Source organism: Pseudomonas chlororaphis subsp. chlororaphis (assembly GCF_003945765.1).
GTDB classification, from domain to species: domain Bacteria; phylum Pseudomonadota; class Gammaproteobacteria; order Pseudomonadales; family Pseudomonadaceae; genus Aquipseudomonas; species Aquipseudomonas chlororaphis.
This window is the reverse complement of sequence record NZ_CP027712.1, coordinates 892917-916814: the sequence shown is the minus strand read 5'-3', so window position 1 is coordinate 916814 and position 23898 is coordinate 892917. Positions and strand designations below refer to the sequence as shown.

The following is a 23898-nucleotide window of genomic DNA, read 5'->3' as shown; positions in this document are numbered from 1 at the left end:
TAACGACCATGACGAGCTCCTACAGGTTTCTTGCACCCGCAGGCTCAGTGGTCGCGACCCTGGGCAGAAAAATAGAACCCTGGCGAACCACCGCAGTCCACCGATCAAGCTCCCGAAAACGGGAGCTTCCTGAAATCTCGGCAGTTCGTACTGATGGCCAGCAGCGCCTGGCCCTTCAGTTCAAGGAGACGCCCATGAAACGCTCTGTACTGTTAGGCCTGTTCGTCACCGCTTCGGTCCTGGCTTCCCCCAGCTTCGCCGGGAACCAGGAAGACCTGTGTCAGGTGAACCTGCAAACCATCCGTGATGCACGGACCACCATCCAGGCCGCGGACCTGCAGGCCAACATCGACGCCACTGTGCAACAAGCCCAGGCGGCCCAGGCGAAAAACACCGAGGAAGGCACCAAGGAATGCATCGCCCTGACCACCCGCGCGATCCAGAGCATCCAGAACAGCGCCAAGGGTGAAGGCGGCGGCTAACGGGCCCCGCCTTCGGGATGGCCTTGCGGGCCATTTTGGCGTAGACTGTACAAACCTGCTGGTAATGCACAGCAGGTTCGGGGCCGTTTAGGATTCGACGCCGGTTGCGAAACTTTAGGTGCATGCCGAGTTGGTAACAGAACTCGTAAATCCACTGTTGCAACTTCCTATAGTTGCCAATGACGAAACCTACGGGGAATACGCTCTCGCTGCGTAAGCGGCGCTAGCCTTCCTTCTGGTACCTTCGGGTCCAGCAATCATCAGGGGATGTCTGTAAACCCGAAATGATTGTCATACAGAACAGAATCGCCGTGCAGTACGTTGTGGACGAAGCGGCTAAAACTTACACAACTCGCCCAAAGCACCCTGCCCGTCGGGTCGCTGAGGGTTAACTCAATAGACACGGCTACGCATGTAGTACCGACAGCGGAGTACTGGCGGACGGGGGTTCAAATCCCCCCGGCTCCACCAACTGAACAAAAAAAGACGTCCACGGACGTCTTTTTTTGTGCCTGGAATCCAGAGAAATCAGGGGGTTCAGCGCCATTGGCTTCTGTAGGAGAATTTTGAACTCCGCTCGTTCTGGTATTCCAGGCTCCCATCACACTCTTAAAATCTTGCTTATTCAATCGCTTTGCTTACTAGCAGGACCGACCGCGCCGGAAGTCGATGCGTCACCCCGGGCAACGATCCAAGATAAAAGAACTGTCGGAACAACACGAAGTACTCTCGCTGGTATGGCCTCGACTTTCCCTACAGTGTCAGTCACCAAAATCTGATCTCCTCCCGTGCCCGCATCAAACAAGGTACATTTGCGCCCATCGAGCACGATCATCTGTGCCGGAATGGAGCGACCAGGCCAATTTGAAAGGGAATTGGGGGGTATGGACAAAAAGTCGCTTTCCAAACGGGATATCTGCAGCAAGTACATTGCCCCAGCCATTCAGCAGGCTGGTGGTACATGCACAAGCAAGTGCGCGAGGAAGTCAGCTTTACCAAAGGCCGTATTATCGTCCGAGGCAAACTTCACAGCCGTAGCGAAGCATGCCGCGCGGACTTTATCCTCTACCATCAGGCCAACCTGCCTATTGCTGTGATCGAGGCAAAGGACAATAAACACTCCGTTGGCTCCAGCATGCAACAAGCCGACGTAGCGGATAATGTGCACGGCGCGCTAGAAACGCTCGACGAAGATCTGGAGTTCGTTCGCCAAGACATCACTGAACTCACCGTGCGACGGAGCAATCTTGATAATTAATGCAAGATATATTGAAAAACCACTTTAAAGCGAAGTCACAAATGGCCTTCAGACCAACTAAATGACCTGAAGACCAATTAATTAGTCGTGTTTCGCAAAATTAATTACAATATCGGATTTTGAAATTTTTGATTTCGCAATTTCAAAAACCAACTCCTTTCGTAACGAATCACGATGCTTTGAATCAAGAAATCGGCCTACTTTTTCAAACTCACCAACTGCCTCATCTAGCCTCCCAGCATCAGCCAAGGAAAGAACACGAAGTCGTCTAATTTGATAGAATTGCACAACAGATTCATCATCTAGAACGGAGGGCGGCCGGTACAAACCTTCGAGTTGTTCAAGAGCTTCACGTGGGTTGCCCTCTTTAAAAAAACATTCAGCTGCTAACAATTTGTACCAGGTTTTACTTTCGCTAGAGGATTCCCTGTTGAGCATTATCCAAGCTTTCGAATAGTCACGTTTTACTATCAGAAAAGCAATTTTCCGACGTTTGCTAAACGACTGATGCTCCCTTTCGTCCGACGTGACCAATCTATCCAATAGCTCTTTCACTTCTTTTTCAAGCCCCACATCATTCGGGGATTCACGAAATCTGTCGATAAGGCAAGCTGCTAGGATATCCAGTACATAAGGATTAGTCGGAGCAATACGCAAAGCTCCTCGAGCGAATTTTTCTGCCTCTTGAGTCTTTCCTTGTTCTAGTAAAGAGGCCGCCAATTCACGAAGCAAATGAAAATCTCCACTGCCTCCGATTCCAAGTGCAACACGAAGCTGTTGTTCTGCTTCCTTGAACTCGCCTGACAGGCGCCTTTCGAAACCGTTTATGAACGCTGATATTCGCTTCGCTTTATCACTATGCAACATATTCAATTGGCGACAAGCGAAGTCTTTAAGATCAATATTTTTCGTTCTTGCACCGACCAGCCCTAAAATCCTTAGCGCCTCAATTACTCCATCATCACTAAGAGCCAGTTGATTTTCGAACGCTTTTTTTGCTTTCTCTGCTGCTGTCACTAGTGAGCGTTCATCATAAAGACGCCTTGCCACACGCAGTTGCTGAGCCGCAAGCAGCGGTTTGCTAACGAGAACGTTACTAAAGTCACCATCTGCTCGAATAGCCGCAGCAATCGGTGCTCGAATTGAGAGATAGGTCCCACCCTCTAATGACAATGCCTCATCAAGAATCTCAACAAGTTTCTGACGAACTGGTATCAGAATATCTTGAAGTTTCTTGTCGTTTTTCCAACGACGCATTATGAGCCTTAAATGCGATGCAGATCGGAGCTCGCCCCCTGCATCTTCAATCAATCCGAAGTCAAGAAGCTTGGCAAGACTAGCAGAGAACTCATTCCCAGTGGCCTGTTCAGAGAAGCCATGCAAGATATCCTCACGAGTCGCACCTCCCAGTTCTTCTAACAACAGCATTGCGGATCTTTCAACTACAGAAAGCGAGATATTTTGAATAGCCTTTTCAACATATTCCTCCAGAGCTGATTTTTCATCACTTGACGTCAGTTCGATTTTAAACCGCGTTATACCAGCTGCCTTTATAAGCTTCGCAGAAAGTTCGAGGAGCCCTGGGTGACCACCAACGAGAGATGTAACATGTTCCACCAAAGCATCAGGCGCCTGAACAATTGAGTCTTCACACAGGAGTTCCAATAACTGCTTCGCATACTTTTCCTCGATGCTGTGAAGCTTCAGATAAGGGATATCGCTGAGGTTTGCCAATGCCCTAGGACTAGGGCCGCGCGATGTAACAACTGCGAGCACTGGATAACTGGATTTTGTTGCCCTAATAGCACTCAGCAGCCAAGGCTCCATATTTCCATCAGTATTAAACGCGTCCTCTACAAAATTTAGCAGCACCACTTGCTTAGAAGCCTCAACCAAGTTCAATATTTCGGCAAGCTTCACTGTTCGCTCAACGGGGGTCAGCGTTATAAATTCGTCAGCCTTTTCTTTCGCGCTAGCCCAAGTTGAGTTTGGTTCAAAGTAGTCAAGCAGCCGTTCATAAAGAGCTGACTCTCCCTCGTAAGCGCCCAAATATATTTCGATCCAATAGTTAGGCAAAAAAGGATAAAGATCTTGGTAAGCTCGACTTAAAAGCCTTCTCTTTCCGATGCCCTGTATACCTGAAACCAAGACTGTTGAGGGGCGACTTGACGACTTGTCTCGAAGGCTATCTTTAAGATCGCTGACTTGCTTGTCACGCCCGATAAATCTTCTGCTCGCCGGGGTATCATTCATTGCTAATATTGAGCGAAGCCGGAGGGCAACCAATTTCGGTTTTTTCAGGATTTGAATGACGAATGGCCTCAACCATACATCAAGAGAATCTCTTGTCGTTTCATCTAATGGAAATATCGCGACCTGCTGTATTTTTCCTTCAAAATACATATGCTGCGCATATCGAATTTCTTGCTTAACCCAAGGCGAAGCAAGAGCGTTTTTTGAAAGAAACAAAACAAACACCGATGAGTTGCTCAGTGCCTCAAGAATTTCCCCTGCAGACTCTCCTGTGGGCTCAAACGTCCTTTCGTCGTAGTGCGAAAGAGCGCTTCCCAGTTCATCAGCTACTGGTCTCACAAACTCTTTATCTCTACTGCTGTGAGACAGGAATGCTTTACTCATCTGGCCTCCGTGCTAGGTCAGCAAACGTTATCAAAGTAGTTTTATGCAGGTTTCTCTAGGATGCCAGCAGCTTATTTGATTAAGGTTCCAGTCGTCGAGGAAAAAAATCTCATTTTTTCTCATGAAAAAAATATTAATAATCAAAGGTATAGCTAAATTTTCTTTGCGATGATGTATCGAAAAACAAGCCGGCTTCATCTCATTTGCGGAATTCGCCGATATAAGCTGGCGCTAGTCATATAAAGAACCACCTGAGGAAACCGTCGAGAACCGCTAAACAAAACACAGACCTGCCTCGGCGGATGGGGGGGCTGACTACCGTGGCAGTTAAGTCCTTAGCGCACCAAACAATTCTTGACAGGGCCTTGACGGATTTTCGCCAGCAGACGCCGGTCAGTTCCTCTGCAGCCCACGCCCTGTGCCGTTTCCAGCATGAGAGGCAGCGTGCTAGCCCTTGGTACTCGTCAAGTATTTAACGGAGCGTCCGCCGACCTGACAGCAGGTCGGAGCAGGTGCCGCTTAATTGTGATTCAGGCTTATATTTGAGTCATCTAGGCCACAGTGAGATTCCATCACTTCGCCCCGGCCACGGTGGCTTTAGCCCCAAGGATCTCAGGTATCTAAATACCACCGATCAAGAGGATTTCCCCGGCGGGGATCATCCAAGTCCGATGCTCAGTACGCGACACGTTTTGGAAAATAGTAAAACGTGTCGTGACACTTGCCTTACCGATATCGGAGGTCAGATCATCCTGGCGACCACCTTTGCGTCGAGCTACATTGCACGAACTCTCCCCCACGAACGAGCCTCAAATAGCGAGTTTGTGACCCCCATGAATGACCACTACCCTAATCCGGAGCGGTGATGAGCATCCTGTTGCGTCGACTACGATTTCGAGGAGACAGACTCACCACCCGTCGAGGACTGAACTCGGATATTTTGCGTATTACTCGGCGGTGAAAAATCACCCAGTAGAAAGTGCCATGTATTGTTTTTGACCCTCAGCACTCCAACTCGTCATTGCCACGCCTCCCTCCTCGCAATAGCAGACCTAGCATTCGCGCCCTCGGAGCAGCGTCAAGTCTCTTTCTATTGTGCGAATTTTCCTAGAAACTCCCAGCCGCTTGCGCCTACCGCCCCGCACTGGCTAGCCTCGATTCGTCACTGCAAATTCAGTGACCGGGTTTAGCAGCTCGACGTGTAACTAGGTGCATGGCGCTCCCATTACGTGGCGCTTTTTTTGGCTCCGCTTTATGGCGGCCGTGCGCAGGGCACCTTCGGGTGCGCCGGGTTCCTAGTACACCGGTCTGCTAACCTGCGAACGGCCGCCACCCTATCGTTTAGCAGCGACGGTGATGGCTCCTATCTCTGTACTAGGAGTTACGCCATGAAAAAGCTCGTCCCCGATCCGCCCCTCACTGCTACCCATCGCGGCAGAAACCTCGAACACGATCTGGCCAATAAGCACATCCGGCAGAAACTGTCAGTTCAGCCTGCTGATGCGTCTCTGATTCAGTCGCTCAAAAAAACCGTCAGTATCCCGGTGAGCCGCGATTCTTTGTTCTCGGTTCGGGAAGGCATCAACGCCGAAGAAGCCCTGCTCCATGTCTCCCTGCTGCTGAAAAGCGCCGAGGAGGTTTCCGATGAAATCACCGAGCGTGGCAGTGGCATTGAGCGCGGTTTGATCTGGTCACTGGTGCACTCGGTGGAGATGGCGCGGGCCGTGGTGGATGCCTTGCTCGATGGCAGTCGCCACACGCCATCGCTGAAGTAGAACGCCCCACGAAAGCACGGCGCGGCAGCATGACCTGTCGCGCTGTTCCTTAAGGCATCTGCTAAACACTCAAAAAAGCACCTCCAACTCCACCCCCTCCGCCATCGCCCTATTCCCCTCATCCCCCGGATGCAGGTGATCGCCCGAATCCATAAGCGGCAACAAACGCGTTGGATGCCGCGGATCGCGGGTCAGCTGGTCGAAGTCGATCACCGCATCGAATGCCTGGCCGGTGCGAATCCATTGGTTGAGCGCCTGGCGCAGTTGTTCCTTTTGCGGGCTGTGGTAGTGCTCGATGATGCTGCCTTCCAGCGCGCCTTCGAAGGGCAACAGCGTGGTGCCGATGATGCGCAGGTTGTGGCGGTGCGCCTGGTCGATCAGTTGTTGATAGCCGGCGATCAGCTCGTCCAGTGCAGGCAAGGGTGCGTTGGGCGCAAAGGCGGTGCCGGGCCAGCTGATGTCGTTGATTCCCAGCATGACGACCACGCTTTTCACCCCGGGTTTGCTCAGCACGTCGCGCTCGAAACGTGCCCGTGCGCTGGCGCCCATGCCATCCTCGAGCAGGCGCGCGCCGGATATACCGCCGTTGAGCACGGCGATGTTTTTGGCGGCCAGGCGCTGGGCGAGGAAGTCGGGCCAGCGTCGGTTGCGGTCCAGGGTCGAGCCGTTGCCGTCGGTAATGGAGTCGCCGAGCACCACCAGGGCGCGGCTGTCGGGTGCGGCGTCCACCAGGATGTCGCTGAGGAACAGCCGTGCTTCCACCTGCTCCTTGCCTTCCAACTGCTGTGCATTGACCTGGTTGCCCGGGGCGATAAACGCGGTTTGCTTGCCGTCCCAATGGAAGGTGGTCAGCGGCGTGGACTGCGGCAGGTACAGCGAGACAACCAGCTCACCAAGGGCCGGCACCGCCAGCGCCACCGGGTCGCTGGTGCGGGTTTCGCCCGGCGCGATGCTGATCTGCTCCTCGCCGCCAAACTTCAGGGCTTGTCCGGAGCTGGCGCGAACGGACTCACCCTCCTCCACGGCCGCGACCCGCGCCGCGCCGATCAGCAGCGGCTGCTGGCCGTATTCGTTGGACACCACCACCCGTACCCGGCTGCCACCGACGCTGACGCGCAGCTTCTGCTGGACGGTGCTGTCGGCCAGGGTTGCGGGAATCCGCGTGGGCAGCGGCAGCTCGTTGCCCCAGGTCGGTTGCGGGCTGGCCATCCAGGTGGTGAGCCAGTTGTCCTGGGCCAGGGCAGGGCCTGTGGCGAGCAGGGCCGTGACTATCAGCGGCAGGGAAAATCTTGAGTGCAGGGCTTTCATCCGGGTAGCTCCTTGAGGCCGTAAGGCTGAGGCGAGCCAGATTGCTCCATTCGAAATAACCGTGATAGAAGGCATAACTTCATACAGCCCATTCCGATATCGAATACCCATGGACAGCCTCAAAGCGATGCATTGCTTCGTCCGCGCCGTCGAGCTGGGCAGCCTGTCGTCGGCCGCCCGGGAGCTGGGCAGTACTCAACCCACCGTCAGCAAGCTGGTGGCGGCCCTGGAACAGCAGTTGGGCACCCGCCTGCTCACCCGCGGCACCAGCGGGCTGACGCCTACCGAACAGGGCAAGCGCTTCTACGAACGGGCGAAAGCCGTGCTGGAGGAATACAGCGAAGCGGTGGCCGAGGTGCGTGGCCTGACCGAGCGCCCCGAGGGCGTGCTGCGGGTTAACGTGCCAGTGAGCCTGGGGGTGTTGCATCTGAACGCGTTGCTGCTGGCGTTCATGGCGCAATACCCGGACATCGAGGTGGAGCTGATCTTCAATGATCGCTTCGTCGACCTCACCGAGGAAAACGTCGACCTGGCCCTGCGCCTGGGCGGGGACTTGCCGCCCAACGCCATCACCCGGCGCATCGCCACGTCGCCGCGCTACCTGGTGGCGGCACCCGAGTACCTGCGCCAGCATGCGCCCTTGAACAGCCCGGCCGACCTGGGCGAACACAACTTCCTGCGCTTCGCCTGGCTGGCGGCGGGCGACCGCCTAGAGCTGAGCGGCCCGAGCGGCGAGAAGGTCAGCGTCACCCCCAAAGGGCGCTACCGGAGCAACAGCTCGTTGGCCATCCGCGACGGCGTGTTGCAAGGCGCCGGGCTCTGCGTCACCCCGGCCTGGCTGGTCAGCGACCTGCTGGACAGCGGGCAGCTGGTGCGGGTCCTGCCCGACTGGAGCGGGCCAGCCAACGAGGCGTTCCTGATCTACCCCGAGCGCCGCTATCGGCCCCTGCGCGTGCGTTTGCTCATGGAGTACCTGGCCGAGCGAGTGGCGCGGTTGCCGGGCTTCATTCCCTGAACCCAGGGCCAGCGCGTTGCCTGCCCCGGACACGATCAATGGCCATTACGATCCCCTTTTGGCCAACCCCGTGCTGTGAATCCCAGGGGCCGTCGGCAAGAATCGAACCCGGACCACTGACTCGGTGGCCCAGGCTGTCATCAGAACCGCCCTTGTGAACCTTGACCCTCTTTGTCCTTTGCCCTTTCAAGGACCGCCTGCCGCGTACAGAACATAAAAACCATCGCCACGCTGGGGAAACCATTCATGGCCACTATGAAACGCATACTGAGTGCCACCGTTTGTGGGCTGTCGCTGCTGGCCGGCGCGGCACAGGCCGAGCAGCGCGAGCTGCGGGTGTACAACTGGGCCGACTACATCCTGCCGTCGGTGCCCAAGGACTTCGCCAAGAACAGCGGCATCAAGGTGACCTGGGACACCTTCGACACCAACGAATCCCTCGAAGCCAAGCTGCTGACCGGCAACTCGGGCTACGACCTGGTGGTGCCGTCGAACCAGTTCCTCGACACCCAGATCAAGGCCGGCGTGTTCCAGAAGCTCGACAAGTCCAAGCTGCCCAACTGGAAGCACCTGGACCCCGAGCTGCTCAAACTGCTGGACCGCAACGACCCGGGCAACCAGTACGGCGTGCCCTACATGTACGGCACGGTGCTGATCGGCTTCAACCCGGCCAAGGTCAAGGCGGCGCTGGGCGATAACGCGCCGGTGGACAGCTGGGATCTGGTGTTCAAGCCGGAGAACATGGAGAAACTCAAGTCCTGCGGCGTGGCCATGCTCGACTCGCCGCAGGAAATCCTGCCGCTGGCCCTGCACTACCTGGGCCTGGACCCCAACAGCCAGAACCCGCAGGACTATGAAAAAGCCAAAGAGCTGATGCTGAAAATCCGCCCCTACGTCACCTACTTCAACTCGGCCAAATACATGACCGATATCGCCAACGGCGACATCTGCGTGGCCATCGGCTACTCCGGCAGCTTCTACCAGTTCGGCAATCGCGCCAAAGAGGCCGGCAACGGGGTGGTGGTGGACTGGCGCCTGCCCAAGGAAGGCGCGCCGATCTGGTTCGACACCTTCGCTATTCCCAAGAGCGCGAAGAATGTCGCCGAGGCCCATGAGTTCCTCAACACCCTGCTGGACCCGAAAGTCATCGCGCCCATCAGTGATTTCCTCGGTTACCCCAACGCCAACAAGGATTCGATTGCGCTGATCAACAAGGAGATCACCGGCAATACCGACCTGACGCCAACCCCCGAAGCCCTGAAGAAGCTCTATGTGGTGCAGCCGCTGCCGCAAAAGCTGGAGCGCGTGCGGACCCGGGTCTGGACCAGCATCAAGTCGGATAAATAATCCGCCCTCAGGCAGCCCCGCCCTGGGGCTGCCTGGCCTTCACTTCAGCTCGAACACCAGGCAGGGATTGTCATTCAAGCGCCCCTCGAACACCGGGGTCGCCTGTTCCAGCGCAGTTCCCGTCAACAATGCCCGATCCTTGCGCGCCAGGATCACCCAGGCCGGACGCGGCAACGACGCCAGCGGCGACAGATCGTCCTTGCCGATAAACCGCGGTTGCTCGTCGTGGTCCAGGTTCATCATGTAGCGCACCGCCCAGGTGTCTTTGCCCAGGTTGAGAAACACCAGGGTGCCGCGGTCTTCCCCACGCAGTTGCTCGACCTGCCCGACAAAACCCCGGGTGGCGAATTGCAGGTCCTTGGCCGGCTCGATCACCTTCACCAGCAGCCACCACTGCGCCGCCAGGGCCAACAGGCTGAGCAGCACCAGGCGCCGCCCGGGCGCATTACGAGTGGTTTGCCAGGCATGCAGCGCCAGCACCTGCAGGCCGAAAAACACCGCCATCATCAGCGGCAATGACAGCGCCGGCCAATAACCGTGCTTCTGCCAACTGTGCCGGCAGACCAGCAGCACCACGGCGCACAAGCCCGGCAACAGCACCACCAGGCCGAGATAAAACCAGCGCACCCTGAGCAGCCAGCGCTGCGGATGGAGCAGGCCGTAAGCCGCGACCGCCGCGAACATCGGCACCATGGGCAGGATGTAATACGCACGCTTGAAGTGCGGCACCGACAAGCCGAGCAGGATCATCAATCCACAGGCGCCCAGGCGCGCCAGCAGTTGCAGCTTGTCGTCGGAGTGCCGAGTGGACCATTGCCGACGCAGGACGAACAGCGTCGCCAGCGCCAGCGGCACCACCGGGAAGTACCGGTAGAGGCTGAGCTGAAAGTAGAAATACAGCGGCTCGCCGCTTTCATCGAGGCGCCCGCCGACCTGCATCTGGTAGACCTGTCGGGCGAAGGCTTCGCCGCCACTGAACTGCGCCAGTTGCATCAACGCCCACCAGCAGGCGGCCAGCAGGATCAGGCCGATCAGCCCATGGGCGAGTACCTTGCTCAACAGTCGCCAGCCGTCGCCCGGTGCCCGGCAAATACTCAATGCCCAGTAGGTACAGGCCACGCCGCAGACCTCGATCAGCCCCAGGGGGCCGCGGATGGCGAAGGCGATGACGAACAGCGGAAAAATCGCGTACTGGCGCCATTTGGAACCCAGCTGCTCGCCGCTGTGCAGCAGGTAAAAACAGCCCAGGCACAGCAGCGAGACCATCTGGTCCAGGCATACCGAGCGCGACTTCTCCAGCCACTGGGTGGTCAGCGCCGTGAGCAGCACCGCCAGCAATGCACAGGTGCGATCGAGCGGCGCCAGCAGGCGATACAGCAACGCCAGCACCCCGGCCGAGGCCAGCGCCGTGGGCAGGATATTGGCCAATCCGTTAGGGGCGCCGAACAGCTGGGCAAAGCCATAGCTGAACAAGGTGGCGGTGCCCGGATAGTCCGGGTAAGGCTCGCCGTAGGTGGTGGGGAACAGGCTCGCGCCGTGGCGGAACATCTCCTGCAGGAACAACCACCAGCGCCCGTCGAAGCCTTGCGCTGGCTGGTCCCAGATGCCGAAAGTGAACAGGAACAAAGCGAGCAGAAAGACGCCCAACATCTCGATGCGAATGCGGTGGTGGTCCATGGATTATCCGTCAGAGGGTGCGTTGCCCGAAGGCTTGGGCATGCCGGCTGCCATGTTGCAGCCGCAGGCCCTGAACCATCCCTGAACAGGCCGCAAAAAATCCCGGCCCTTCCATCAGCCCTACTCGCAAAGACAGGCTGGCGTCCCACTCCCTCCTGATTGCTCAGCCTGACGTACTCAGTCCTCCTGCCGCAGAAACGGCAGCAGATGAGCAATAAAGGCCTCGGGCGCCTCCTCGGTAATGAAGTGACCACACCCCGGCACTATCGCCCCCTGAAGTCTCAGGGCATTGCCCTTCATCGTCAGCAGCGGCGCATCGTTGGTGGCGTGTTCGGCGCCAATCGCCAGGACCGGCATTTCCAGTGGGCGGCTGGCACGCTCGCGGTTCTGCCGGATGCTCTCGGGGATGGCCCGGTAATAGGCGAACCCGCCCCGCAGCCCACCGGGCACCGAGTAGGCTTTGACATAGGTCTGGACCGCGACCCGCTCCTGATGCACCGACCACTTTTCGAACATGTAAGCCAGGTACTGCGCCTCACGCCCGGCGATCAGCATCTCCGGCAGGTCCTGCAACTGGTTGAACATGAAGTGCCAGAGAAAGATGTTCTGCCCCGCAGGCGCGAAGATCGACGGCGCCTCGGCCAGGCCGGGAATCACCGCCTCCGTCAGGGCCAGTTTCTCCACCGCCTGCGGATAGTCGTAGGCCAGGGCATAGGCCACCCACATGCCGACATCGTGCCCCACCACCGAGTATTGGCTGTAACCCAGCGCCAGCATCAAGGCCTGCAGGCGAGACGCCGTGGTGCCGGTGTCATAGCCCTGCTCGGGGCGATCGGACAAGCCCATGCCGGGCAGGTCGACCGCGATCGCCCGGTAACCCTGCCCGGCCAGCGCCTGCATGACATGGCGCCAGGTGAACCAGGTCTGCGGCCACCCGGGGATCAACAGCACAGGCTTGCCCTGGCCCTCACTGACATAGTGAATGCGCCCGCCGTCCACCTGTACGTAGCCATGGCGGTAATCACGCCCGGCAAAAGCCTGCTGCTCGAAAAGATCCATACTCAGCGTCCTTGATGGGAGGGCTGGGCAATGCCCAGCAGTCGGTTGATCTGGGCCTGGTCCAGCGGCGCGCCGGCGAAGTCGTCGAAGACTTTGTCCGTCACTTGGATGATGTGCTCATTGATAAAGGCCACGCCTTCGCGCGCGCCCTGCTCCTGGTCTTTCAGGCAGCACTCCCATTCCAGGGTCGCCCAGCCGGCATAGTCATAAAGCGCCAGCTTGGAAAAGATCCCCTTGAAATCCACCTGCCCGTCGCCCAGCGAACGGAACCGCCCGGCCCGCTCGGCCCAGGGCTGATAACCGCCGTAAATGCCCTGGCGGCCGGTGGGATTGAACTCGGCGTCCTTCACATGAAACATGCGAATGAACTCGTGGTAGATATCCAGGTAGTCCAGGTAATTGAGTTGCTGCAGAACGAAGTGGCTGGGGTCGAAGAGCATCTTGCAGCGCGGGTGGTTGCCGACCCGCTCCAGGAACATCTCGAAGCTCACGCCGTCATGCAGGTCCTCGCCCGGGTGGATCTCGTAGCACAGGTTCACCCCCTGCTCGTCACAGGCGTCGAGAATCGGCAGCCAGCGCTTGGCCAGCTCATTGAACGCCGAGTCGACCAGGCCTTCCGGGCGCTGTGGAAAGGGAAAGAAATAGGGCCAGGCGAACGAGCCGGAAAAGGTCCCCATATCGCTGAGGCCCAATCGGCGTGACGCCTTGGCGGACAGTTTCAGCTGTTCGAGGGCCCACTGGGTCCTGGCGCCACTGTCGCCCCGTAGGGCCGCCGGGGCGAAGCCGTCGCACAGGCTGTCGTAGGCGGGATGCACGGCCACCAACTGGCCGAACAGGTGGGTGGTCAGTTCGCTGATCACCAGCCCGTGTTCGGCCAGGGTGCCGCTGACCTCATCGCAATAATCCTGGCTGCTGGCCGCCAGGCAGACATCGAACAGCCGCTCATCCCAGGCCGGTACTTGCAGCGCCTTGAAGCCCAGCCCCGCCGCCCAGGCGGCAATGGCGGGCAGGGTATCGAATGGCGGTGCCGCATCACTGAATTGAGCCAGGTGCAGGCTCGGTCCCTTGAGGGTTTTCATGGTTCACGCCCTATTGTTTGCCGTTCGACAAACAATAGGGCTGCCCTCGACACCCCGTCAATACGATGGCTTGATTTTTTTGTCGATCGACCAATAATTGGCAGCACTCCCTTTGTATCGAGAACTGGACATGGCTGGCAGACCCCGCGAATTCGACCGAAAGCAGGCCCTGTACAAGGCGCGTGATGTGTTCTGGCAGCGCGGCTTCGAGGCCACGTCCATGTCCGACCTGGTGGACGCGCTGGGCATTGCCTCGGCGCGCATCTATGCGGCCTTTGGCTCCAAGGAAGCGTTGTTTCGCGAAGCCATCGAAGTCTACGAATCAGGCGACGGCGCCTTTGCCGACGCGGCCCTGGGCGACGACATCAGTGCCCGCGATGCCATCGAGCGCATGCTCAGGGAAGCCGTCGAACTCTATACCCAGCCCGACCGGCCACTGGGCTGCATGGTGGTGTCCTCCGCCACCAATTGCTCGGCGGACAACGACGGCATCAGAGAATGGCTGGCCGAGCACCGTCGCGACAGGACCCGCTCCATCATCGAGCGCCTGGAGCAGGCCGTGCGCTCTGGCGAGCTGCCCAAGCGCACCGACGTGATGTCCCTCGGGGACTGCTATGCCACGGTGCTGCATGGGCTGTCGGTGCAGGCCCGTGATGGCATCGGCAAGCCGCGCCTATTGGCGATGATTCCCATGGCCATGGCGGCTTTCGATGCGCAAACCGAAGCGGCCACTTAACACTTGCGAGCAGCCAATCGCGGACAAAAAAACGGCCCGGCGGGATCGCCGCCAGGCCGTATTCGAGTCATTGCGCGAGTTACAGAAAGACCGCCGAGAGCATGCCCAGCGCGCCCAGGCAACAGCCGATCAGCGTGCCGCGCCCCGGCACCTCACGGAACACCGACCAGATCACCAGCGGTTCGAGCAGCAACAGCGAGGTCACCGACACCACCGTGATCATCCAGATATCGCCAACCGCCAAATAGCCCAGCCAATAGGCGCCAATCAGGCAGATACCGGCGAAACACATGATCAGTACGGGCAACGCCAGGTCCGGCCATGACGTGTTGCCCGTATGCGCCAGGCGGGCGGCGACCACTTCGCTGTAGATCGCGCAGAACTCGCCCAGCACCATCAGCCCTACAGCAGAAACTCCGAGTAATTCTTTGGACATATGACAAACCCCTTGGTATTGAGAGCCAGATTTTTCAGCTCCCAGGCAGCAATGGCTCCGCTGACGGAGCCGCCATGACGATGCCGAGGGGTTTGCTCTAATTCAGTGACCGTGAGGAACCTGAACATGTCCATCTCCTGCGTGGTGGGTGGTACGGGCGCCCGCGAACGCCATGGGCGATTGCGGGCCGCTCTCTGTATAGGGTATTTCCGGGGTGGTCGACACGCGTTTTTTTGTAGAGTTTTTGTCTGTTCGCCGCCACAGGGGCCAATGCCGCCAACCAGAAAAGCCTTCGCTACTCGGCCCGGAAGTTCCAGACGATCTCCACCACCCGCACCGCCAATACCAGGTACACCAGGAACAGCGCGACCTGCAGCAGCCGGTGATAAGGCAGCCTGGCCAGCCGGCGCAGGCCGTCGCTGACATTGAGCAGCATCAGCAGCGCCGACACCCCGATCAGCCCCCAGCCGGTCAGGCCGGAGCCGAACAGGCCCAGGAACAGGTGGTGGTCGCTGTGCAGCGCATTGGTCCCGGCGGCGAACAGCAAGGCGCAGACCAGCAGGTTCTTGACGTTGTCGAAGACCCGCGTGTTCAGGTCGCCGTCCAGCAGGTCCAGATACTTTCGCCACAGTTTGCGCATGTTCAAGGCACCTGTTCAGCCGCAGGAAAGAAAGACGCCCAGGGCGTTTTCAAAGATGAATCATCCGCCGGGCGCACCTCCCAGCGTAGTGACGATTGCCACAACCTGCTTGCGGTCGTTCAACCCCATGCGGTGCACCCCGTTCAACAAGGAAAACAGGCAGGAGCCTGCTGTTACCCAATCCTCCCTCGTTCACGATTTGTTAAGAATCGCCTCCGTATACTCGGAGCGCCTGATCCTCCCCGGCGCAACCTCTTCGGCAGTCCCCTCATGTCGCGACCCGCACCGCTGTTGTTTCTGCTTGCCGCCCTGCTGTTCTTCTTCGCCCTGGGCAACCACCAGTTGCAGGGCTCCACCGAAGCCCGGGTCGCCGGGATCGCCATGCAGATGCACCTGGACGATGACTGGGTGACGCCGCGCCTGTTCGGCCAACCCTTCCTGGAAAAACCGCCGCTGAGCCTGTGGCTCGATGCCAGCGCCATCCGCGTATTCGGAGGCACGCCGTGGGCGGTGCGCCTGGCCTCGGCCTTCGCCGGGCTGTTCAGCGTGATGCTGCTGTACGCCATGCTGCGCCGCTTCGGCCGCCCGAAGGTAGTGGCCTGGGTGGCCGGCGCCATGCTGGCGACCATGGCCAGTTACTGGGGCAATGTGCGCGGGGTCGGTGAAGACGCCCTGCTCAGCCTCGGCGTGACCCTGGCGCTGCTGGCGTTTTTCCACACCCAACGGCGCCAGGCCGAACGCCAGCCGGCCACCCTGGGCTGGCTGCTGTTCGCCCTCGGCATCGCCATCGCCACCCTGAGCAAGGGCGTGCTGGGCCTGGCGATGCCGGGCGTGGTGATCTTCGCCTGGCTGCTGGCCGACAGCCTGATCGAAAAGCGCTTCGCCCTCGGCCACTGGCTCAAACCCGCCCTGCTGACCCTGCTCGGCCTGGTGCCGCTGCTGATCTGGCTGTACTTCCTGTACCAGCGCGGGGGCCTGCAAGCCCTGGGCGAAGTGCTGTGGACCAACAGCGTCGGGCGCTTCGATGGCTCCTTTGTCGAGGCCGGGCACTACGAGCCCTTCTATTACTACCTGGCCAAACTGCCGCAAGCCTTCCTGCCGTGGAACATCCTGGTCTACCTGGGCCTGTGGCACTTTCGCAAAAGCCTGGTGAAAAACCGCTACCTGCTGTTTTTCAGCCTGTGGCTCGTAGCCCAGTTCACCCTGCTGTGCCTGGCGTCGAGCAAGCGCACCGTGTACCTGATGTCGCTGACCCCGGCCGCGGCGGTGCTGGCGGCCGAATACGCGGCAGTGCTGTACGAACGCCTGCGCCTGCGCGCCGTGGGCGATGGGTTCTGGAGCGTCGTGGGGCGTCGGCGCCGCGGCCTGGCCACAGGCGTGCTGACGCTGGTGGTGTGCAGTTACCTGGTGGCCGCGCAGTGGGCCGCGCCACGCGCCGATCGCAAGCTGTCCTTTGTGCCGCTGATCAGCGAGATCCAGACGCTACAGGCCGCCGGGCAGCAGGTGGCGCTGTATCAGGCCAACGAACGCGCGGCCGGCGCCAGCGTGTTCTACACCCAGAGCCTGCTCAAGGACGTGCAGACCGAGGCCCAGCTGAATGAGTTTCTCGGCACCTCGCCGAACAACGTAGCGGTCATGGCCCTGGAGGAAGACCCCAAGCCACCACTCAAGGTACTGAAGAAGGTCACGGTCAGTCGCCAGGCCTACTACTTTGTCGGCCACTGACCGGCACAGTGAGCGCCCATAAAAAAGGCACCCTCATGGGGTGCCCTTTTTTATCTCGTCGCCAGGCTTTCGCACCGGCGCCGGCATGGCTCACTGAACGGTTTTCAGCTTGACCACATCGCCGGAGACCTTGGTGGTGTAACCGCTCAATACCCAGGCCCAGAACCAGTTTTCCTGGATCTGGGTGTTGATCATCGCGTCACCGCCCTTGGCCTGGATGGCCGCGGTCTGGGCGCGGACGAAGCGGTTGTTCTGCCGGATTGGGATGACCCCGAACAGCATGATGCCGGTAGCCGTTGCTTCGCTGTGACCGACCACGGTGTACTGGCTACTATCAAGTTGCTGAGTTTTCATCGCGGTGCCGGTGCAGCCAGCCAGGGCCAGGACAACCAGCGCAGAGGCGGCGATTTTGCTCAAGTGTTTCATGCATGACTCCATAAACCAGGAACCCGGGAACTCTTTTCTCCGGGGCGCGCACCCTAACAGTTCTGGTCACCCAAAAAACATCGGCAAGCACCAAAAATTGCGCCGGGGCCCTCTCCCGCCAGTCGCCTCGCACTGACGATTCAGTCAGCTACTGAAGCACCGTTATCGATCAGCGCCGCGGACTGCTCGGGCCCCGGTTCGGTGTGCGCCAGCACTGGCTGTTCCAGGCGCGCGCGGCCATAAAACAGCAGCGCCGTCAGCAGGCAGGTGAGCCACACTACGATCCCCGCCCAGAAGGTATGGGACATGTAATGCCAGCCCTGCAGCACCCGGGTGGTGCCATAGACGAAACCCAGCAGCAGCGAGCCATACAGCAGCGCCTTGGCGTGGCGCCAGCGATAACGCCGGGCCACGAAGTACAGCGCCAGCATGGTGAAACCGCCCGAGGCATGGCCGCCCGGCCAGCAGCGGCCGTCACCGGCAGTCTTCAACAGCTCGAAGTTCTCATACCACTCCTTGTGCTCGATCTTGCCGGCGTACTGGGTGGTTTCCACCGGGCAGTACACGCTGGTGTGGCCCTTGAGGTAGTGAATCGCCCCGGTGCAGAGGGCAAAGGCCACCACCACGAACAGCAGGTCCCGGCGATGGCGCGCGGTAAAACGCAATACCGGCGCCACGCGGAGCTTCTCCAGCAAGGTCTTGCCGCGGCCAAACCTTGCGCTCTTGAACAGCGGCCAGACAAACGACAGCAGCAGCCCGATCAGCGCCAGCTCGCCGGTCCAGTTGGGGATGATCCGCGCCCACTTGTGGGTGATCTTCTCGAACAGATGGGAGTGATCCAGCGGGAAGGTCTGGCTCAGCGGATCGAAGAACAGGTCGCTGAAGGCGATGTCGATCCGGGTCATGTCGAACATCAGGAACACCAGCGCCGCGCACAGCAGCGGCAGGCCGAGGTTCCATTTATAAAAGCTCCAGGCCGTAAAGCGGGAACGGGAAAACGCCGGCATATTCAGAGTCTCGGGCAAGGGACGGTCAGGGGCGATTGAAGGCGACGGAACGCCAGTCGCTGGCTTCGATGAAGCCGAGCATGTGCGGACGCCCATCGAGGGTATCGGTGGAGACGAACAACGAGGCGCCGTAGCCCAGGCTCGAAGACGGCAGCTTCAGCGCCTTCTCCAGCGCGGCCATGCATTCGCTGTGGGTCACCAGCACCAGGTTGCGCCCGGCCACCTTGTGCGCCAGGGCATCGCGCAACAGGCTGCGTTTGCAGTCGAACAGCCAGTCTTCGCCACTGCCGGCCTTGCTGAACATATAACCCGAGGTCTGTACCGCGCGGGTCAGCGGGCTGTGGTAGATGTCGGCCTTGTCCAGCCCCAGGTGCTCGAACTGCGCGCCAACCCCCACCGCCACGTCACGGGCACGGTCGGTGATGCCGTCGGGCACGTTCAGGCAGGCGGCCCTGGAATGGTCGCAACGCTCCACATGACGAATCAGCACAATCATCTGGCCCTTGGCCCAGCCGGCGCTCAAGGCCCTGGCGCCGGCCAGGTTGCCGTGGGCCAGGTCCGGCACCGCCGCGGGCTTGAGCACAAAGAACACCAGCGGCAGCACCAGCAAGGCCACCAGGGCGATCACCAGGCTATTGCGATAACGGGCAAAACGGCTCGCGACGAGCGCGGGCTTTGCCACCGGAAGACTGAGTCCTGACGCCACGTGCGAGCCGCCCCTATATGACCACCAGACATTGAGTTGAGCAGCGCAGCAGACGCTAACCGCCGCTCATGACAAATCGAGTGCGTGGTACCCGATCGAAGGTCGGACTTTAGGCAGCGAGGCGTGGCCGCCCAGTGAAACGGATGTGAAAAAAAGCTCAATCGGCCAGGCGGTTTCTGGAGCGAAATCAGGCCCTTGGAAAGCCCCAAAATGGTGCAAAAAACTAATGCGACGAAATCGTTTCAGCTATTGCCCTTGCCGCCGATACACACCTGCGAACAAATCCTTGCTGGCCACCAATAACAACAATCTTCCAGCGATACACGATCAAGCAGCACAACGTTCCTGGAGGAATTGCATGAATAGCTGGTTCGGCAACATCAGCGTCAATCTCAAGTTAGGCCTGGGCTTCGGCCTGGTCCTGGCCCTGACTACCATCCTCGCCATCACGGGCTGGACCAGCCTGGGCGGTCTGATCGACCGCAGCAACTGGATGAGCGACATCACCCAACTGAACGCCGGGCTGACCAAGCTGCGCGTGACCCGCCTGCAATACATGCTGACCAACGGCGACGAAACCGCCGCGCAGAATGTGCAGGCCTCCCTGGACGACTTCTCGGCCCAGCAACAGAAGCTGCAGAACAGCTTCAAGAACCCGGCCAACATCAAGCTGCTCAAGGAACAGGGCACCACCATCAGCGCCTACCAGGCGTCCCTGAACAAGATGCGCAACGCCTACCGCAACGCCAATGCCGCCCGCGCGGTGATGAACGGCAACTCGGAAACGGCGCGCAACCTGATCAACAGCATCACCACGCGCGTTCAGCAAATGCCCCTGAGCGACCAGCGCTTCGAACAGTTCCAGGCCATCACCAAGGCCCGTGAGGAGTTCCTGCTGGCGCGCTTCGAAGTCCGTGAATACATCTACAACAGCACCGCGGACGCCGAACGCAATGCCGCCGCCCAGATGAACGCGGCGATTGCCGCGCTGGGTGGCCTGGACAGCCATTTCAGCAGCACCCAGGGCGATGCCCTGCGCCAGTTGAAAACCGCGCTGGATGACTACCGCACCTCCCTGCTGACCTTCAAGGCCGCGGTCAGCGAAGCCGGCCAGGCGCGCAAGGAAATGACCGAACAGGGCGCCCTGATCGTCAGCCAGAGCGAAGAGCTGTACCAGTTCCAGCTCGACCGCCGCGACGAAGAAAGCGTCCAGGCCCGCAGCCTGCAACTGATCAGCACCCTGCTGGCGCTGCTGGTGGGCATCCTGGCCGCGGTGATCATCACCCGCCAGATCACCCGTCCACTGCGTGAAACCATGACCGTGGTCGAGCGCATCGCGTCCGGCGACCTGACCCAGGACGTGCGCGTCACCCGCCGCGACGAACTCGGCGTGCTGCAACAAGGCATCGGCCGCATGGGCGTGACCCTGCGCGAACTGATCGGTGGCATCCGCGACGGCGTGACCCAGATCGCCAGCGCCGCCGAGGAGCTGTCGGCGGTGACCGAGGAAACCAGCGCCGGGGTCAACAGCCAGAAGGTCGAGACCGACCAGGTGGCCACCGCCATGCACGAGATGACCGCCACCGTGCAGGAAGTCGCGCGCAACGCCGAAGAAGCCTCGCAAGCCGCGGCCGCCGCCGACGGCGAAGCCCGCGAAGGCGACAAGGTGGTGGCCGAAGCCATCGCCCAGATCGAACGCCTGGCCAGCGAAGTGGTGCGTTCCACCGACGCCATGAGCGTGCTGCAACAGGAAAGCCAGAAGATCGGCAGCGTCATGGACGTGATCAAGGCCGTGGCCGAACAGACCAACCTGCTGGCGCTGAACGCCGCCATCGAAGCCGCCCGCGCCGGTGAAGCCGGTCGCGGTTTCGCCGTGGTCGCCGACGAAGTCCGCGCCCTGGCGCAACGCACGCAGAAATCCACCGAGGAAATCGAAGGCCTGGTGGCCGGCCTGCAGAACGGCACCCAGCAAGTGGCCAACGTGATGAACAACAGCCGCAGCCTGACCGACAGCAGCGTCGACCTGACCCGCAAGGCCGGCGTCTCCCTGGAGAACATCACCCGCACGGTGTCGAACATCCAGTCGATGAACCAGCAGATCGCCGCCGCTGCCGAACAGCAGAGCGCCGTGGCCGAGGAAATCAGCCGCAGCATCATCAACGTGCGCGACGTCTCGGAACAGACCGCCGCCGCCAGCGATGAAACCGCCGCCTCCAGCGTCGAACTGGCGCGCCTGGGCAACCAGCTGCAAATGATGGTCAGCCACTTCCGCGTCTGACCCTCAAGGCCCTATCGCGAGCAACCTCGCTCGCGATAGGCCGCCCACCCTCCCCAATCCCTGTAGCCGCTGCCGCAGGCTGCAATAAGGCCGAAGGCCTTCGGCGGTCTCAAGACCTTGCGCCTGCTGCGCAGTCGATCGCAGCCTCGCGGGCTCGGCAGCGGCTACAGGGTTCCAAGTCCCAAGGTTCGGGGTTCGGGGTTCGGGGTTCGGAGTTCAGAGTTCAGAGTTCAGAGTTCGGAGTTCGGAGTTCGGAGTTCGGGTTCAGGCCTGCGTGGGCGGGCGGCTGCCGTCTAGCAGCGCATCCACCACACCCCGCGCCATCTCCACGTTATGGATCAGCGACCAGATCAGGCCACGCTCCACGCCACTGGCCCGCTCGGTGATCTCATCGGACACCTCTTCGGCCGCCTTGAGCAGGATCGAAACGTGAAGCAACGCCTCCTCGGCGCTGATGCCTTCACGCACACAAAACAACGAATCCTGGCCAACGACAGTGCCCACGGTTGGCTTGAGCGCATCCATCGGCGAACCATCACCACGATGCAGGCACAGCGCCTGAAGAATGCTTTCGTTGGCACGATCATGCTCAGGATTTCTACGCGAGCACGGAAGGGAAACGGGTGGATCGGGGACGAGCTTTTTCATGGCGTAACTCCGGAGTAGTGGAGCCATCACCCGTCGCTGCTAAACGAAAATAGGGTGGCAGCTATACGCGGGTTAGCAGACCAGGACTCCAGAGACCCAGCGCACCCAAGGGTGCCCCGCGCACAGCTGCCATAACAAACAAGTCGACAAGAAATGCCAACGAGTTAGATAGGGAGCTTGTACGTCTGGATTTTCCTCGAGCTGCTAAACCCGATCACCGAAAAACCGGTGACGAACCCGAGGCTAGACAGCCCCCTTCCCAGACGCAAGCGCCCCGGAGTTTCTCGGAAAAGCCTTACAAGATAAAGCGAAGAGCCTCACTTTCAGACAGCGTCCTACACGACAAAACACGTCATCCGCAGGACCTGATCGCGAGCAAGCTCGCTCCTACAAAAAGCGCCGATATAACCGGTCTGTAGCCGCTGCCGAGCCCGCGAGGCTGCGATAGGACCGAAGGTCCTCCAGCGGTTTCAAAATCCCTGCGCCTGCTGCGCAGTCGATCGCAGCCTCGCGGGCTCGGCAGCGGCTACAGGAGTTAGCGCCGACCGGTAGGTCGCGCATGGCGCAGCTTTTGATCTTGATCTGCCCGCCCCATCGGAAGGCTTCGTTCCGGTGTTCATCAGGGGGATGGCGCGTAGCGCCCCTCGACGCAGTCGAGGACATCGTATGGAGGTCGAAGCGAAGCCGACCGGAGTCGATGCCCCCTGATGGACGCCGGAGCGAGGAAACCTGAGCGCAGCGAAGGCCGTACGCAGGGGCAAGACTTTTTGGTTACTTTTGGCTGGGCCGGCATTCCGGGCGTTTGCCAAAAGTGACCCGCCGTAAGGGCGGAACCATAAGTAGCCGTGACCGCAGAAATGGATATGCACCCCATCCAAGAAATACAGCGCCAGAACGAACGCCATCGCGGGCAAGCCTCGCTCCTACAGAGGCTTTTCCCATACCGCCAGAGGCCATGACCGCAGAAACGGATATGTACCCCGTCCAAAAAATGCAGCGCCAGAGCAGACGCCATCGCAGGCAAGCCTCGCTCCTACGCGCTACTCGATCCGCCAAATCCGCACCGTGGCGTTCTTCAACTCCAACGACCACTCCTCTTGCGACAAACGAAGCCGCCGCAGCGTCTCCCCCATCTGTGTCTCTGCCACATAGTCCTTGGCAATCACCAGAATCAGAAACTTGTTCCGAACCCCCTCCATCCGTTGCAGCCGACGCAGATCGGCAAACACCGACCAGACCACAGACTCACCCCGGTCAACCTGCGGAAACCAGAGCCGCCCATCCCCATCCTCTCGCAGCACGGACCGGGTCTCGGCCATCCCCTTGCCCATCAGGCACTTGGGAAACGACACATCCCCCAGGCACTTCACCTCGGCCGCCATATCGAGATCTTCCGTATACAGGTCGACTTTCGTGCGTCCTCCAGCATTACCGCCAGTCCAGACATCGGTATGACCCTGCTGCCAGGCATACAGGCTGAGCTCGGCCTGAATCCAGTGCTCCCGGCAATCGCTCAGCTCCAGCACCTGCGCCATGCGCTCGCTGATCGCATCAAACGCCCCGAGAAAAACCTCCGGCCATGCAATGGCTGTGTTCATTTTTTTGGACTCCGTTCCTGAAAGGGTCAGGGGGAGCTTTCGCGCTCCCCAAAGTGTGCCT

The 23898-nt window shown here is 59.8% G+C and carries 19 protein-coding genes, 1 other RNA gene and 2 pseudogenes; 10 read left to right on the top strand and 12 right to left on the bottom strand.

The genetic code is table 11. The features are described 5' to 3' along the window. Nucleotides 1-194 precede the first annotated feature (194 nt). The 3 genes and pseudogenes from C4K27_RS04005 to C4K27_RS03995 all read left to right on the top strand — a co-directional run. The gene (locus C4K27_RS04005) at nt 195-482 is read left to right on the top strand and encodes a PA2433 domain-containing protein (protein WP_007920821.1); all 288 of its coding nucleotides are present in this window, start codon (nt 195-197) and stop codon (nt 480-482) included. A 79-nt stretch (nt 483-561) separates the two neighbouring features. Next, nucleotides 562-953, top strand: a transfer-messenger RNA (tmRNA) gene (gene ssrA / locus C4K27_RS04000). Nucleotides 954-1366: 413 nt separating this feature from the next. After that, nucleotides 1367-1629: pseudogene (locus C4K27_RS03995) on the top strand (EcoAI/FtnUII family type I restriction enzme subunit R); the annotation flags it as partial. A gap of 192 nt (nt 1630-1821) precedes the next feature. Here C4K27_RS03995 and C4K27_RS03990 read toward each other — a convergent pair. Then, nucleotides 1822-4377 (bottom strand): TIR domain-containing protein, encoded by a 2556-nt coding sequence (locus tag C4K27_RS03990; RefSeq protein ID WP_081002209.1) that lies wholly within the window; start codon nt 4375-4377, stop codon nt 1822-1824. Nucleotides 4378-5765: 1388 nt separating this feature from the next. On the opposite strand from C4K27_RS03990, the gene C4K27_RS03985 reads away from it, so the two are divergent. Beyond that, nucleotides 5766-6152: a DUF6124 family protein gene (locus C4K27_RS03985; RefSeq protein ID WP_053259592.1), complete on the top strand. Its 387-nt coding sequence runs from the start codon at nt 5766-5768 to the stop codon at nt 6150-6152. A gap of 69 nt (nt 6153-6221) precedes the next feature. Here C4K27_RS03985 and C4K27_RS03980 read toward each other — a convergent pair whose 3' ends face one another. After that, nucleotides 6222-7460 (bottom strand): SGNH/GDSL hydrolase family protein, encoded by a 1239-nt coding sequence (locus tag C4K27_RS03980; RefSeq protein ID WP_053259591.1) that lies wholly within the window; start codon nt 7458-7460, stop codon nt 6222-6224. Nucleotides 7461-7569: 109 nt separating this feature from the next. On the opposite strand from C4K27_RS03980, the gene C4K27_RS03975 reads away from it, so the two are divergent. Together C4K27_RS03975 and C4K27_RS03970 are read left to right on the top strand one after the other, a co-directional pair. Further along, complete coding sequence (locus C4K27_RS03975) at nt 7570-8475, top strand: LysR family transcriptional regulator (RefSeq protein ID WP_053259590.1); 906 nt, start codon at nt 7570-7572, stop codon at nt 8473-8475. Nucleotides 8476-8721: 246 nt separating this feature from the next. Continuing rightward, entirely contained in the window at nt 8722-9822 is a 1101-nt protein-coding gene (locus tag C4K27_RS03970; RefSeq protein ID WP_053259589.1) for a polyamine ABC transporter substrate-binding protein, read from the top strand. 39 nt (nt 9823-9861) lie between these two features. Here C4K27_RS03970 and C4K27_RS03965 read toward each other — a convergent pair whose 3' ends face one another. The 3 genes from C4K27_RS03965 to C4K27_RS03955 form a co-directional block, all read right to left on the bottom strand. Continuing rightward, complete coding sequence (locus C4K27_RS03965; RefSeq protein WP_053259588.1) at nt 9862-11499, bottom strand: ArnT family glycosyltransferase; 1638 nt, start codon at nt 11497-11499, stop codon at nt 9862-9864. Between the two features lie 177 nt (nt 11500-11676). Continuing rightward, nucleotides 11677-12558: an alpha/beta fold hydrolase gene (locus C4K27_RS03960; protein ID WP_053259587.1), complete on the bottom strand. Its 882-nt coding sequence runs from the start codon at nt 12556-12558 to the stop codon at nt 11677-11679. Nucleotides 12559-12560: 2 nt separating this feature from the next. Further along, a complete protein-coding gene (locus C4K27_RS03955; protein WP_053259586.1) occupies nt 12561-13637 on the bottom strand; it encodes a sugar phosphate isomerase/epimerase family protein in 1077 nt (358 codons plus the stop codon). Between the two features lie 130 nt (nt 13638-13767). Between C4K27_RS03955 and C4K27_RS03950 the strand changes: the two genes are divergently transcribed. Then, a complete protein-coding gene (locus tag C4K27_RS03950; RefSeq protein ID WP_053259585.1) occupies nt 13768-14373 on the top strand; it encodes a TetR/AcrR family transcriptional regulator in 606 nt (201 codons plus the stop codon). Between the two features lie 79 nt (nt 14374-14452). On the opposite strand, the gene C4K27_RS03945 is transcribed toward C4K27_RS03950, so the two are convergent. Together C4K27_RS03945 and C4K27_RS03940 are read right to left on the bottom strand one after the other, a co-directional pair. Next, nucleotides 14453-14770 (bottom strand): hypothetical protein, encoded by a 318-nt coding sequence (locus C4K27_RS03945; RefSeq protein ID WP_053259584.1) that lies wholly within the window; start codon nt 14768-14770, stop codon nt 14453-14455. A gap of 334 nt (nt 14771-15104) precedes the next feature. Continuing rightward, complete coding sequence (locus tag C4K27_RS03940) at nt 15105-15449, bottom strand: hypothetical protein (protein ID WP_007920795.1); 345 nt, start codon at nt 15447-15449, stop codon at nt 15105-15107. Nucleotides 15450-15719: 270 nt separating this feature from the next. Between C4K27_RS03940 and C4K27_RS03935 the strand changes: the two genes are divergently transcribed. After that, nucleotides 15720-17174, top strand: a complete 1455-nt coding sequence (locus C4K27_RS03935) for an ArnT family glycosyltransferase (protein ID WP_053259583.1) — start codon at nt 15720-15722, stop codon at nt 17172-17174. Nucleotides 17175-17264: 90 nt separating this feature from the next. On the opposite strand, the gene C4K27_RS03930 is transcribed toward C4K27_RS03935, so the two are convergent. The 3 genes from C4K27_RS03930 to pmrG form a co-directional block, all read right to left on the bottom strand. Continuing rightward, nucleotides 17265-17600: a hypothetical protein gene (locus tag C4K27_RS03930; protein WP_028681622.1), complete on the bottom strand. Its 336-nt coding sequence runs from the start codon at nt 17598-17600 to the stop codon at nt 17265-17267. Between the two features lie 140 nt (nt 17601-17740). Continuing rightward, on the bottom strand, nt 17741-18607 hold the full coding sequence (locus tag C4K27_RS03925; RefSeq protein ID WP_053259582.1) for a phosphatase PAP2 family protein: 867 nt from the start codon (nt 18605-18607) through the stop codon (nt 17741-17743). 25 nt (nt 18608-18632) lie between these two features. Further along, nucleotides 18633-19289 carry a lipopolysaccharide core heptose(II)-phosphate phosphatase PmrG gene (pmrG, locus tag C4K27_RS03920; protein ID WP_053259581.1) on the bottom strand — a complete coding sequence of 219 codons (657 nt, stop codon included), beginning with the start codon at nt 19287-19289 and terminating at the stop codon, nt 18633-18635. A gap of 250 nt (nt 19290-19539) precedes the next feature. Here pmrG and C4K27_RS31695 point away from each other — a divergent pair. Next, a pseudogene (locus C4K27_RS31695) lies at nt 19540-20685 on the top strand (methyl-accepting chemotaxis protein); the annotation flags it as partial. Between the two features lie 42 nt (nt 20686-20727). Continuing rightward, nucleotides 20728-21591, top strand: coding sequence for a methyl-accepting chemotaxis protein (locus C4K27_RS31690; RefSeq protein ID WP_370686826.1), 864 nt, complete (start codon nt 20728-20730; stop codon nt 21589-21591). 264 nt (nt 21592-21855) lie between these two features. On the opposite strand, the gene C4K27_RS03910 is transcribed toward C4K27_RS31690, so the two are convergent. Beyond that, nucleotides 21856-22239, bottom strand: a complete 384-nt coding sequence (locus C4K27_RS03910; protein ID WP_053259579.1) for a hypothetical protein — start codon at nt 22237-22239, stop codon at nt 21856-21858. Between the two features lie 1040 nt (nt 22240-23279). Further along, nucleotides 23280-23837, bottom strand: a complete 558-nt coding sequence (locus C4K27_RS03905; protein WP_053259578.1) for a hypothetical protein — start codon at nt 23835-23837, stop codon at nt 23280-23282. Nucleotides 23838-23898: the final 61 nt, after the last annotated feature.

Excerpts from the sequence above, each read along its gene's own strand:
- C4K27_RS04005 (WP_007920821.1), top strand. The coding sequence starts at position 195 with ATGAAACGCTCTGTACTGTTAGGCCTGTTCGTCACCGCTTCGGTCCTG.
- C4K27_RS03990 (WP_081002209.1), bottom strand. The coding sequence starts at position 4,377 with ATGAGTAAAGCATTCCTGTCTCACAGCAGTAGAGATAAAGAGTTTGTG.
- C4K27_RS03985 (WP_053259592.1), top strand. The coding sequence starts at position 5,766 with ATGAAAAAGCTCGTCCCCGATCCGCCCCTCACTGCTACCCATCGCGGC.
- C4K27_RS03980 (WP_053259591.1), bottom strand. The coding sequence starts at position 7,460 with ATGAAAGCCCTGCACTCAAGATTTTCCCTGCCGCTGATAGTCACGGCC.
- C4K27_RS03975 (WP_053259590.1), top strand. The coding sequence starts at position 7,570 with ATGGACAGCCTCAAAGCGATGCATTGCTTCGTCCGCGCCGTCGAGCTG.
- C4K27_RS03970 (WP_053259589.1), top strand. The coding sequence starts at position 8,722 with ATGGCCACTATGAAACGCATACTGAGTGCCACCGTTTGTGGGCTGTCG.
- C4K27_RS03965 (WP_053259588.1), bottom strand. The coding sequence starts at position 11,499 with ATGGACCACCACCGCATTCGCATCGAGATGTTGGGCGTCTTTCTGCTC.
- C4K27_RS03960 (WP_053259587.1), bottom strand. The coding sequence starts at position 12,558 with ATGGATCTTTTCGAGCAGCAGGCTTTTGCCGGGCGTGATTACCGCCAT.
- C4K27_RS03955 (WP_053259586.1), bottom strand. The coding sequence starts at position 13,637 with ATGAAAACCCTCAAGGGACCGAGCCTGCACCTGGCTCAATTCAGTGAT.
- C4K27_RS03950 (WP_053259585.1), top strand. The coding sequence starts at position 13,768 with ATGGCTGGCAGACCCCGCGAATTCGACCGAAAGCAGGCCCTGTACAAG.
- C4K27_RS03945 (WP_053259584.1), bottom strand. The coding sequence starts at position 14,770 with ATGGTGCTGGGCGAGTTCTGCGCGATCTACAGCGAAGTGGTCGCCGCC.
- C4K27_RS03940 (WP_007920795.1), bottom strand. The coding sequence starts at position 15,449 with ATGCGCAAACTGTGGCGAAAGTATCTGGACCTGCTGGACGGCGACCTG.
- C4K27_RS03935 (WP_053259583.1), top strand. The coding sequence starts at position 15,720 with ATGTCGCGACCCGCACCGCTGTTGTTTCTGCTTGCCGCCCTGCTGTTC.
- C4K27_RS03930 (WP_028681622.1), bottom strand. The coding sequence starts at position 17,600 with ATGAAACACTTGAGCAAAATCGCCGCCTCTGCGCTGGTTGTCCTGGCC.
- C4K27_RS03925 (WP_053259582.1), bottom strand. The coding sequence starts at position 18,607 with ATGCCGGCGTTTTCCCGTTCCCGCTTTACGGCCTGGAGCTTTTATAAA.
- C4K27_RS31690 (WP_370686826.1), top strand. The coding sequence starts at position 20,728 with ATGGGCGTGACCCTGCGCGAACTGATCGGTGGCATCCGCGACGGCGTG.
- C4K27_RS03910 (WP_053259579.1), bottom strand. The coding sequence starts at position 22,239 with ATGAAAAAGCTCGTCCCCGATCCACCCGTTTCCCTTCCGTGCTCGCGT.
- C4K27_RS03905 (WP_053259578.1), bottom strand. The coding sequence starts at position 23,837 with ATGAACACAGCCATTGCATGGCCGGAGGTTTTTCTCGGGGCGTTTGAT.